Source organism: Flavobacterium sp. (assembly GCF_044368995.1).
GTDB lineage: Bacteria > Bacteroidota > Bacteroidia > Flavobacteriales > Flavobacteriaceae > Flavobacterium.
In genome coordinates, this window is record NZ_JBIPMS010000046.1 from 1 (window position 1) to 11910 (window position 11910).

At 32.5% G+C, this 11910-nt stretch carries 12 protein-coding genes and 1 pseudogene; 5 read left to right on the forward strand and 8 right to left on the reverse strand.

Features of this window, described 5'->3' with window-relative positions; genetic code table 11:
* From ACIQ2I_RS04890 to ACIQ2I_RS04900, 3 genes and pseudogenes are all read right to left on the reverse strand, one after another.
* Positions 1 to 1243 (reverse strand): annotated as a pseudogene (locus ACIQ2I_RS04890) (hypothetical protein); the annotation flags it as partial.
* A gap of 10 nt (positions 1244 to 1253) precedes the next feature.
* The gene (locus ACIQ2I_RS04895) at positions 1254 to 1751 is read right to left on the reverse strand and encodes a hypothetical protein (protein WP_396181312.1); all 498 of its coding nucleotides are present in this window, start codon (positions 1749 to 1751) and stop codon (positions 1254 to 1256) included.
* A 126-nt stretch (positions 1752 to 1877) separates the two neighbouring features.
* Positions 1878 to 2366 (reverse strand): T9SS type A sorting domain-containing protein, encoded by a 489-nt coding sequence (locus ACIQ2I_RS04900; protein WP_396181313.1) that lies wholly within the window; start codon positions 2364 to 2366, stop codon positions 1878 to 1880.
* A gap of 375 nt (positions 2367 to 2741) precedes the next feature.
* Here ACIQ2I_RS04900 and ACIQ2I_RS04905 point away from each other — a divergent pair, with 375 nt between their 5' ends.
* The 4 genes from ACIQ2I_RS04905 (at position 2742) to der (ending at position 6814) form a co-directional block, all read left to right on the forward strand.
* Positions 2742 to 3821, forward strand: a complete 1080-nt coding sequence (locus tag ACIQ2I_RS04905; protein ID WP_396181314.1) for a helix-turn-helix domain-containing protein — start codon at positions 2742 to 2744, stop codon at positions 3819 to 3821.
* Between the two features lie 157 nt (positions 3822 to 3978).
* Positions 3979 to 4431 (forward strand): KTSC domain-containing protein, encoded by a 453-nt coding sequence (locus ACIQ2I_RS04910; RefSeq protein ID WP_396181315.1) that lies wholly within the window; start codon positions 3979 to 3981, stop codon positions 4429 to 4431.
* A gap of 77 nt (positions 4432 to 4508) precedes the next feature.
* The gene (gene era, locus ACIQ2I_RS04915) at positions 4509 to 5393 is read left to right on the forward strand and encodes a GTPase Era (RefSeq protein ID WP_396181316.1); all 885 of its coding nucleotides are present in this window, start codon (positions 4509 to 4511) and stop codon (positions 5391 to 5393) included.
* A gap of 110 nt (positions 5394 to 5503) precedes the next feature.
* On the forward strand, positions 5504 to 6814 hold the full coding sequence (gene der / locus ACIQ2I_RS04920) for a ribosome biogenesis GTPase Der (RefSeq protein ID WP_396181317.1): 1311 nt from the start codon (positions 5504 to 5506) through the stop codon (positions 6812 to 6814).
* A 66-nt stretch (positions 6815 to 6880) separates the two neighbouring features.
* Here the strand turns inward: der and ACIQ2I_RS04925 are convergent, their stop codons facing one another.
* The 5 genes from ACIQ2I_RS04925 to ACIQ2I_RS04945 form a co-directional block, all read right to left on the reverse strand.
* Positions 6881 to 7690 carry a TPM domain-containing protein gene (locus tag ACIQ2I_RS04925; protein ID WP_396181319.1) on the reverse strand — a complete coding sequence of 270 codons (810 nt, stop codon included), beginning with the start codon at positions 7688 to 7690 and terminating at the stop codon, positions 6881 to 6883.
* A 1-nt stretch (position 7691) separates the two neighbouring features.
* Positions 7692 to 8132: a TPM domain-containing protein gene (locus ACIQ2I_RS04930; RefSeq protein ID WP_396181320.1), complete on the reverse strand. Its 441-nt coding sequence runs from the start codon at positions 8130 to 8132 to the stop codon at positions 7692 to 7694.
* A gap of 21 nt (positions 8133 to 8153) precedes the next feature.
* Positions 8154 to 8735, reverse strand: a complete 582-nt coding sequence (locus ACIQ2I_RS04935; RefSeq protein WP_396181321.1) for a LemA family protein — start codon at positions 8733 to 8735, stop codon at positions 8154 to 8156.
* 78 nt (positions 8736 to 8813) lie between these two features.
* Positions 8814 to 9143 carry a MerR family transcriptional regulator gene (locus ACIQ2I_RS04940; protein ID WP_396181322.1) on the reverse strand — a complete coding sequence of 110 codons (330 nt, stop codon included), beginning with the start codon at positions 9141 to 9143 and terminating at the stop codon, positions 8814 to 8816.
* Between the two features lie 42 nt (positions 9144 to 9185).
* The gene (locus tag ACIQ2I_RS04945; RefSeq protein ID WP_396181323.1) at positions 9186 to 10163 is read right to left on the reverse strand and encodes a M23 family metallopeptidase; all 978 of its coding nucleotides are present in this window, start codon (positions 10161 to 10163) and stop codon (positions 9186 to 9188) included.
* A 183-nt stretch (positions 10164 to 10346) separates the two neighbouring features.
* On the opposite strand from ACIQ2I_RS04945, the gene alaS reads away from it, so the two are divergent.
* Positions 10347 to 11910: alanine--tRNA ligase (alaS, locus tag ACIQ2I_RS04950; RefSeq protein WP_396181324.1), on the forward strand; the 1564-nt coding region annotated here is incomplete at its 3' end.

The following is an 11910-nucleotide window of genomic DNA, read 5'->3' on the forward strand; positions in this document are numbered from 1 at the left end:
CAAGTCCGTTTGTACCATTTGTTCCAGCCGGACCTTGAGGACCAGTAGCCCCATTAAGTCCGTTTGTTCCAGCTATACCTTGTGGCCCTTGTGGTCCAACTGCACCGTCAGCACCTTGAGGCCCAGTAGCGCCATCAAGTCCGTTTGTACCTGCCGGACCAGTAGCTCCAGTTAATCCGATTGGCCCTTGAGGCCCAACTGCACCGTTAAGTCCGTTTGTTCCTGGTAAACCTTGAGGTCCTTGAGGCCCAACTGCACCATCAGCACCGTTTGTTCCTGCAATACCTTGAGGTCCTTGAGGACCAGTTAATCCTATTGGACCTTGAGGACCAGTAGCACCGTCAAGTCCGTTTGTTCCGTTTGTTCCTGCTATACCTTGAGGTCCTTGTGGTCCAACAGCACCGTCAACACCATCAGCACCGTCAGCGCCTTGCGGCCCAGTTAATCCGATTGGACCTTGTGGACCAACAGCTCCATCAAGACCATTTGTTCCTGCTATACCTTGAGGTCCTTGAGGTCCTTGCGGTCCAACTGCACCGTCAGCACCATTTGTTCCTGCAATACCTTGAGGTCCTTGAGGTCCTTGCGGTCCAACTGCACCATCAGCACCGTTTGTTCCTGGTATACCTTGAGGTCCCGTAGCTCCAGTTAATCCTATTGGACCTTGAGGCCCAACTGCACCGTTAAGTCCGTTTGTTCCATTTGTACCGTTTGTTCCTGGTAAACCTTGAGGTCCTTGAGGTCCAACTGCTCCTGTTGGCCCAGCTACACCTTGAGGTCCTTGCGGTCCAGCAGGGCCTGGTGTTCCGGTGCCTGAAGAAGCTGCATAAAAAGCAAAAGGAACTGCCATAAAAGGCTGGTTGCTTATTTCTGTGTAATCAGAACATATTCCGGTTGTACTTAAATCCACTTTTAAGCTCTTAGGATTGGCATTCCAAATAATATTTGAAAAAGAAGTGGCATATCCGCCTATTTTGACACCAGTACCAATAATTAAATTCACCATACCGTATTCATCCGTTGTGGTTTTGATAGTTTCAATATATTCAAATAGTGAATTGTGGTCAATAATTGAAAATTTTAAACAAATATTTTTATTTACCAATGGTGCATTTGTATTATTTACTCCCGGCAATTCTTCGCCCGCAGGATTAATTATTAGTGCTTGGTAGGTAATTCCTCTGGTTTGAGAATAACCAATGAAGCTCATAAATAATAAAAGTGTAACTACTATTTTTTTCATGACGTATTAATTAATATAATGGAAAATGTAATCCCAAATGGATCTGATTATTTGTAAAAGAAAGTTTTTCGGCAGAAGTATTAGATACATTAAATGCTTTTGAAAATTCATATCCTAAAGAAAATTCGATGCCACTATTGATGGCATAATGAAAATCAATACCAATATTAGGCTGGAGTAGTATTCCTTTGAACTCTTCATTCTTAGAAATGTCATACAACACATTGTTGATAAACTGTTCTCCTTTAATTATAGTTGAAGTAGCACATCCTAATTTTGTTTTTACTTTAAAGGAATCATAATCTTGAAACAAAATATAATTAAGTTCGTTTTGAATGCCTAAATAATTAGTGTTCCAAGCATAGTTAGATACATTTGAACCACCCACAGCATTCAATTGGTTAAAAACTAAACTTACTGCATAATAAATTTCATCTGAAGATAAATCAAAAGCCATACCCAGCTGATAAAAAGAACCTTCACCGCTTCTTATATTAGGATTTGACATTCCAAGTGAATTTTTATAATCATATTTTGTGAAATTTTTACCCGTAGCAATAAACAGTTCTTGGCTCTGCAAGTAACATCCCGAAAACAAAAGTAAAAGGAGTAAATATTTTTTAATCATTATGTTTTAATTTTTAATTATTTTAGTGTGATAGGTGAATATATTATTAGAAAGTTGTATAAAGTATTCTGCACTTTGTAACACTTGAAGATTAACGCTGGTTTTGTTATCGAATATTTGAAGTGTATTTGAATATACTTGACGCCCTAAAACATCATATACCAACAAAGAAACATTTTCTCCAATAGATTGAGAAAACTGAAAATTGATGACATCAATATAGGGATTTGGATAAGTTAAGGTGTTGACATGGACTACATTATTAGCTATAATTTTATCCCAATTGCTTTGTTGAAAGCCTTGTTGGACAATTACATTTCCTGTTTTGGTACCTATTATAGATTGCTGACCAATAGTATACTTAACTACTAATCCTGATTGTATGGTTGCAGTACCTCCTTGAGCACTAACCATTTGATGATGCATTTTTTGTGAATAACTCAAGGTAGAAATTAATAAAAACAAAATTGATTTGATCGTAAAAATTGATTTCATCGCGCAATAGGTTTAGGTTTACAAATTTTTTGCAATATTAAAATAAATTTTTAAAAATTTCAATTTATTGAAAAAATTAAAACCATTGTTTTTTTTATTTTTCAATTTTTAGTAATTATTTTCAATTTTTAGTAAATACTTCTACTAATTTTTTTTATCTAACTAAATTAAATTATTTAATTTTGAATTTATGAAAAATCAAAAACGGAAGATTTATTTATAACATATGGTATACAGTATATAAAATAATTATTAACTAAAGTGACCCAGATGACATCAAATATTGCACTAGCTTTTTCAGCTTTTTTAGGTTATATTCTTATATTTTTGACTCTCAAAAACCCTAAATACAACAGAATATTAAATTCTTTTTTAATGTTTATGTTTTTTATTTCAAGTACACTTTTGTTAATTGCTGGAATTGCTGGTATTTATAATGACTCTGATTTAAAGGCATTTTATGCCAAAAGCAATATTTACATTGCTTTATTTGTACCCTTTTTTTATTTATATTTTAAATATTTAATTAGAGATCATCAGCGTTTTCTTTTTAAAGATTTTATGCATATTATATTTCTATTTTTAGCAATATTAGAAAGAAAATTTTTATTATTCGACACCCTATTTGATTGTAAATTAAACTATTTTTTCAGTCAATTTTTTGCGGTTTATGCAATAATTTATCTTAGAAAGATATTTTTACTACTTAAAAAAAATGTTTGGAATAAGAAAGCAACTTTAAGTATAGTAATGACTCAAAATGAATTAATTAAAAAATGGTCTATCATATTATTTAGCGTCCTAGTTATTAATATTATTCGCTTCTATTTTGTATACTATAGGCAATATTTATTTTTTGAACCTATAATTATAGGCCATTCTGTAGAGTATCTTTGGGCATCTGCACTAGTTTATATTGTATTATTTGTAATAATTTTATCGTATCCAGAAATACTTTACGGTTATTATAAGTTTCAGACAGAAGCCTCTAAAATAAATCCTGATTCATATATTAACAACTATTGGAATTTAAATTCAAAAATTCAAATAAACAATACTCATGACCAAGCGCTAAAAGAAAAAATAAGTTCTAAAATTGAAAGTTATATTTTTGAATTAAACGTTGTTTTGTACAACAATAGCTATTTTATTAATCCTAATTTTTCTATTAAAGACTTAGCTCAAGTGTTAAATATCCCTAAAAGTCATTTAACTTTTATTTTTAAATACCATTCTGAAATATCCTTCTCAGATTATAAGAAAATATCTAGAATTCAAAATTCATTAGAACTAATTAATAATAAATATTTAACGTCTAATACTTTGGATTCGCTAGCTAGAAAAGTAGGATTTTCTTCATATAATCCATTTTTTAGTTGTTTTAAAGATGTTGTTGGAAAAACACCCCGCGAATACGTTTCAACTATTAAAAGTAATTTAAATAAATTGAAATAGATATTGTATGAATATTCAACTAGAAAGTTTTCTGAAATAGGCAGCTTTTTATCTATTTAATTAATTCATCAACAAATGATTAAGTTTTAGTATTGGTTTTTTTTATAGTATTATTAAATAATTAATCACTATTTTTGCACTTTTATTTTGAAAATTTATGACTACACAGAAAATTATTGGGTACAGAAAGTTACTTAATGTTACCAGAGATGCAACATTAAAAGAATTGAAAACAATATATAGAAATAGTATGAAGGAAGATCATCCTGATACTATTGCAGATCCAGTTGAACGTTTAGCAGCTGAAGAAAGAAGTAAGAATATTATTGAAGCCTACCACTTTTTAGTAAGCATCGCTCCAGAAACAAGAGAGAAAGTAAAGGCAGAATACTTAGCTACAACAACAACTTCACAAATTTCCGATTTTTATATGGACAAAGGTGTTTTGTATATTAGCTTTGCAGACGGAAGTAAATTCGAATACTTTGGTGTGCCAAGAAATACCTATGTGAAAATGGTAAACGCCGAATCACCTGGTCGTTTTGCCCGTCGTCACATTTATAATGAATTTTTATACCGTAGTGCAACTAAATTAGTTGCTGCAGAATAAATAGCTAACATAATATTGTATAAAAAGCCATTCTAAAACGAGTGGCTTTTTTATGTACCTTTGTAAAAAATAAAAATATGTCGCATAAAGCAGGTTTTGTTAATATAATAGGTAATCCAAACGTGGGAAAATCTACCTTAATGAATGCTATGGTAGGTGAGAAGTTGTCTATCATTACAAGTAAGGCACAAACTACTCGTCACAGAATTTTCGGAATCGTAAATGATGAAGACTATCAAATTGTGTTTTCTGATACACCCGGAATTATAAAACCCGCCTACGATTTACAAACCAGTATGATGGATTTTGTAAAAAGTGCTTTTTCTGATGCCGATATTTTAATTTATATGGTTGAAATTGGTGAAAAGGAACTAAAAGACGAGGACTTTTTTAATAAAATTATTCACGCTAAAATTCCAGTGTTACTTTTATTGAATAAAATTGATAAATCAAACCAAGAATTATTAGAAGAACAAGTACAAACATGGCAAATAAAAGTACCTAATGCTGAAATTTTTCCAATTTCGGCTTTAGAAAATTTTAATGTAAAAGAAGTTTTGAATCGAATTGTTGATTTATTACCGCTTTCGCCACCTTATTATCCAAAAGATGCGTTAACAGACAAACCAGAACGTTTTTTTGTAAATGAAACCATCAGAGAGAAGATTTTATTAAATTACGACAAAGAAATTCCGTATGCAGTTGAGGTAGAAACCGAGGAGTTTTTAGAAGATGAAAAAATAATAAGAATCCGTTCTGTAATTATGGTAGAACGCGAAACACAAAAAGGAATTATAATCGGACATAAAGGTGCTGCCTTGAAAAAAGTAGGGATGCAGGCTCGTGCCGATTTAGAATTATTTTTCGACAAACAAATACACATTGAAATTTTCGTAAAAGTGAATAAAGATTGGCGAAACAATGCCTTTCAATTACGTAGATTTGGATACAACCAGAAGTAATAAGAAATAACTAGTTTACAGGATTTAGAAGACAGTTTGGGATAAAGCATTTGTTATTACTTGTTAAAACTCCCAACTTTTAAACTATCTTTGCACAAAATTTAAGAATAATGAATAATATTGTAGCCATAGTAGGAAGACCAAATGTAGGAAAATCTACGCTTTTTAATCGTTTAATACAACGTAGAGACGCCATTGTAGACTCTGTGAGTGGTGTAACGCGCGATAGAAACTATGGAAAAAGTGAGTGGAATGGAAAAGAATTTTCAGTAATTGATACGGGTGGCTACATTAAAGGTTCTGACGATATTTTTGAGAGTGAAATAAGAAAACAAGTAGAATTAGCAATAGACGAGTGCGATGCCATTATTTTTATGGTAGATGTAGAAGAAGGCATTACGCCAATGGATGATGAAGTTGCAAAATTATTACGTAAGGTTACTAAACCAGTTTTATTAGCCGTGAACAAAGTTGATAATTCAAAACGTGTTACAGATGCGTTGGAGTTTTATAATTTAGGATTGGGCGAATATTTTACAATTGGCGCCATGAATGGAAGTGGAACAGGAGAATTATTAGATAAACTAGTGGAAGTTTTACCCGAGATGCCAGAAGCAGTTGAAGATGAAAATCCATTACCTCGTTTTGCCGTTGTTGGAAGACCAAATGCTGGAAAATCGTCTATTATTAATGCCTTAATTGGTGAAGATAGATTTGTGGTTACAGATATTGCAGGAACAACTCGTGATGCTATTGATACCACTTATAACCGTTTTGGTTTCGAATTTAATTTGGTAGATACTGCCGGAATTAGAAGAAAAGCCAAAGTAAAAGAAGATTTAGAATTTTATTCTGTAATGCGATCGGTACGTGCCATTGAGCATTCAGATGTTTGTATTTTGGTGATTGATGCCACTCGTGGTTTTGAAGGACAAGATCAAAGTATTTTTTGGTTGGCCGAAAAAAACAGAAAAGGTATTGTAATTTTAGTCAACAAATGGGATTTAGTGGAAAAAGATACCATGACCGCTAGAGATTACGAACGTAAAATTAGAGAAGAAATTCAACCATTTACAGATGTGCCGATTTTGTTTGTATCGGCAACAGAAAAACAACGTTTGCTGAAAGCTTTAGAAACCGCTGTTGAGGTTTTTGAAAACAGAAAACAAAAAGTACCAACATCTAAATTCAACGATTTGATGTTGCCAATTATTGAAAACCAACCGCCACCAGCGTTAAAAGGAAAGTATGTAAAAATAAAATATTGTATGCAGTTGCCTACTCCGGTGCCTCAGTTTGTGTTTTTTGCCAATCTACCGCAATACGTAAAAGAACCGTACAAGCGTTTCTTGGAAAACAAATTGCGTGAAAACTACAATTTTAGTGGTGTGCCAATAGATATTTACTTCAGACAGAAATAATATAAAAAAACCGATAAGTGATTATCGGTTTTTTTATATTTAAATTTTGGCTATTAAACACTAACATTACCAACTTCCACCAGCACCTCCGCCAGAAAAGCCTCCGCCGCCAAATCCGCCGCCGAAGCCTCCGCCAAATCCACCACCAGATGATGAACCGCCGCCAAAACTTCCACCGCTGCGACCCAAACTACTTAATATAATAATATCCATCAAGTCGGGACCACGCATTCCACCTGAATTGCCGCCGTTATTTCCTTTGTTTTTAGAGGCTATGATCAAAAATAAAATTACAAAAACTATTATGATTAGTATTGGAATACTACTTCCTTTTTCTTTTTTTCGTTCGCCTTTGTATTTTCCTGTTAAAACTTTAAAAATAGCATCAGTACCTTTATCTAATCCACTAAAGTAATTTCCTGCTTTAAATTCTGGAATTATGTCATTTCTAACAATTTCACCTGTCATACCTGCTACAAGTTGAACTTCGGTTCCATAACCAGGTGAAATCCAAATTTTACGATCATTTTTTGAAAGTAAAATTACAATTCCATTGTCTTTTTCGGCATCTCCAATCCCCCAAGCTTCTCCCCAATTTGGTGTTAAAGTTTGGATATTGTCTCCGTTTAAATCTTCTATAATAATGGCAACAATTTGTGTAGAAGTGGAATCAGAATATCTAACTAATTTTTCTTCTAATTGGGTTTTTTCAGTTTCTGATAATAGTTTTGCATAATCGTAAACAGAAGTTTGTAAACTGGGTTTTTCAGGAATTGTATATTGTCCCAACGAAATTTGAGTAAACAATAAAAAAGCAAAAAAGGTAATTTGACCTACACTTTTTGAAATTTGGAATTTTATTTTTGTAAGTTTCATATTAACCTCTTGAAATTTCATTAGACAATTCATCTATATCACCTTCATGATTATAAGGAAAATATTTTTTTAGTTGTTCACCAGCTTCTAAAATTCCTTTGATTAAACCTTCTTTATACTGTCCATCTTTGAATTTTTCAATCACAACATCTTTTGTAGAATTCCAAAAATTGGCATCTACTAAATCATTAATGCCTTTATCGCCAAGAATAACAAAACTTTTAGTTGCTGTACAAATGTAAAATAGCACCCCGTTTTTCAATTCTGTAGCATCCATTTTAAGGATATGAAAAACCTCTTTTGCTCTTTCCATTGAAGGTTTGGTGCTGTTTTCTTCTATATGCACACGAATTTCTCCTGATGTATTTTTTTCGGCAATCACAATCGCTGCAACAATTTCTTGTTCTTCAGTTTTAGATAAAAAAGGCGTATTTTCTGGCATTATTTTGACTGGTTTACTAAATTAGAATTTTACTTTCGGTGCATTTTCTGCTCCAGCAACGGCTTTAAAGTATGCTTTTTCAGTATAACTACCTAAAAATATATTTTGTGGCATAGCTAAAACATATCCATTATAAGCTAAAACTGATTCGTTAAAACGAGTTCTAGCAGTTAAAATTTGGTTTTCTGTACTTGCTAATTCGTCTTGTAATTGTTTGAAATTTTCTGTTGCTCTTAATTGCGGATAGGCTTCAACGCTAACTAAAAGTTTCGATAATGAACTAGTAATACCACTTTGCGCTTGATTAAATTGATCTAATTGCGCTGGAGTAATGTTTTTTGGATCAATAGTTACCGAAGTTGCTTTTGCTCGCGCTTCTACAACTGCGGTTAAAGTGCTTTTTTCAAAATCGGCCGCACCTTTTACGGTATTAACTAAATTGTCAATCAAATCAAGTCGTCTTTGGTAAGCCGTATTGACATTTCCCCATTCTTTTTCTGTGGCTTGACTAAATACTAAAGCTTTGTTTTTTACATTCATGAAGTATAAAAATCCTAAGATAATAATACCTACGATAACTAATACTGGAGCAAATTTTTTCATTTTTTTTTTGATTTTAAGTTAATTTATTTTGTTGTTATTTTTTTACTGTTTACTAATTTCTGAACACTGATTACTAAATCAAAGCCCTTTTTTTATTTCTAATAATTGATTTTTTATGCCTTCCAATTTATTTATGATTTCAAAATTGTCTAAGGTTTTCTTTTTTCCTTCTTTTAAATGAATTTTTGCACCTTCCAAAGTAAAACCGCGTTCTTTTACCAAATGGTAAATCATTTGCAATACTTTTACATCATCTGGACGAAACATTCTGTCGCCTTTAGCATTTTTTTTAGGATTGATTTCGTCAAATTCTTTATCCCAAAAACGAATTAATGAAGTGTTTACATCAAAAGCTTTAGCTAATTCGCCAATGCCATAATATCTTTTTTCTGGTAAGTTTATTTGCATTTTTTTTATATTTGATTCACTGATTATTGTCAAATTGACATATTAATCAAGAGATTGATTTTCCTGATTGGCTAATTTAGTAATTAAAACATATTCTTTAGCAGAAATACTGCCATAATAAAAATTTAAAGGGTTTACTACTTCACCGTTTTTATGTACTTCATAATGTAAATGTGATGCTTCACTTCGTCCTGTACTCCCTACATAACCAATAATATCGCCCCGTTTTACTTTTTGCCCAGCTCTAACTTTATATTTGCTTAAATGAGCATATAATGTCATGTAACCATAACCATGATTAATTTCTAAATGGTTTCCAAACCCAGAAACGGTTCCGTCCGCTTTTTTTACTATTCCATCGCCAGTAGCATAAATCGGAGTTCCAGATTTAGCAGAAAAATCCATGCCTTTATGAAATTTTCTAATTTTAGTAAACGGATCGCTTCTATACCCAAAACCAGAAGCCATTTGTTTTAGTTCTTCATTTTTTACGGGCTGTATGGCTGGAATAGACTTCAATAATAAAGCTTTTTGCTTAGCTAATTTCGTAATTTCATCTAAAGAAACAGATTGTATGGCCAAAGCTTTCATTATTTCATCTACTTTTTTAGTAGAGCCAATTAGTAAATCGCTTGTGTTAAAATCCTCCAAATCTTTATACCTATTTTTACCACCTAATCCTGCTCTTCTTTCTTCGTTTGAAATTGGGGAACTATTAAAATATAATCTATAAACGGAGTTGTCTCGCTCTTCAATAGCAGCTAAAGCTTCATCCATTAATGCTATTTTTCCGTTTAACAAATTATAGTTTAATTTCATCATCTCTAATTCTCTTGCTTGTAATTTTGATTTTGGTGTTTCAAAAAAATTGGTATTGCTTAAAATAAAAACCCCTAAAAACCCAAACAAGGCACTAGCTAATAAAAAAAGCATCACATATCCAATTTTGGTACTATTTTTAGTGACAATTTGCTTAAAAGCTAGTTTTTCTGCGTCGTAATAAAATTTTACTCTTTTCATAAGTTAAAAAAGTTGCCTTTTAGAAACTTTTTGATGTTAGCGATTTCATTAAAAATTACTATTTTTGTGCACGTTACAACAAAGTAATACTTATTATACGAAAGAACTTAAAATTTGTTTCATATTTTTGAAATATTTTTAAGAATTTCAATTAAATAAATTATTTGATACCATATCATAAAAATGAAATCACAAGATATAAGAAAAGCCTATTTACAATTTTTTGAAAGCAAAGGACACACCATTGTGCCTTCTGCTCCAATTGTATTAAAAGATGACCCAACACTGATGTTTAATAATTCAGGTATGGCTCAGTTTAAAGAGTTTTTCTTGGGAAATGGAACACCAAAAAGTAATCGAATTACGGATACTCAAAAATGTTTACGTGTTTCAGGAAAGCATAACGATTTAGAAGATGTTGGGTTTGATACGTATCACCACACCATGTTCGAAATGCTTGGGAATTGGTCTTTTGGTGATTATTTCAAAAAAGAAGCGTTACCTTGGGCTTGGGAATTTCTTACAGACGTTTTAAAGCTGGATAAAGACCGTTTGTATGTTTCAGTTTTTGAAGGAAGCAAAGAAGATAACGTGCCTTTTGATCAAGAAGCGTGGGATATTTGGAAACAATTTGTACCCGAAGAACGCATTATTTTAGGAAATAAAAAAGATAATTTTTGGGAAATGGGCGACCAAGGTCCTTGTGGACCCTGTTCAGAAATTCACATCGATTTGCGTTCAGATACTGAAAGAAATGACGTTTCTGGAAGAAGTTTAGTGAACGCAGATCATCCACAAGTTGTTGAAATTTGGAATAACGTATTTATGGAATTTAACCGTAAAGCGGATGCTTCTTTAGAAAAATTACCTGCACAACATGTGGATACCGGAATGGGATTTGAGCGTTTGTGTATGGCAATGCAAAACGTAACTTCGAATTATGATACCGATGTTTTTACTCCGCTTATTGCAAAAGTTGAGGAAATCACAGGATTAAAATATACGCCAAACGAAGTAAAAAATGTAACAGAAGAACAAAACAAAACCAACATAGCTATTCGTGTAGTGGTTGACCACGTTCGTGCGGTGGCTTTTGCTATTGCAGATGGACAATTGCCTTCTAACACCGGAGCAGGTTATGTAATTCGCAGAATTTTACGTCGTGCGATTCGTTACGGATTTACGTTTTTAGACACAAAAGAACCTTTTATAAATAAGTTAGTGCCTGTTTTAGCCAATCAAATGGGAGAATTTTTCCCAGAAATTAAATCGCAACAACAATTGGTTACCAATGTAATTCGTGAAGAAGAAGCTTCGTTTTTAAGAACTTTAGAGCAAGGCATTCAGTTGTTAGATAACGTAATTTCAACAACAATTGGAAAAGAAGTTTCAGGAGAAAAAGCATTTGAATTATATGATACTTTCGGTTTTCCAATCGATTTAACAGCTTTGATTCTTAGAGAAAGAGGATTTAGTTTAGACGAATCTGGCTTTGAAACCGAATTGCAAAAACAAAAAACGCGCTCTCGTGCAGCTTCAGAAGTTTCTACAGAAGATTGGTCGGTTTTGATTCCTGGAAATGTGGAAACATTCGTAGGATATGATCAAACAGAAAATGAGACAAAAATTACTAGAATCCGTAAAGTCGATTCTAAAAAAGACGGCATTTTATACCAAATTGTTTTAGAAAACACGCCGTTCTATCCAGAAGGTGGTGGACAAGTAGGAGATAAGGGAACTTTAATCA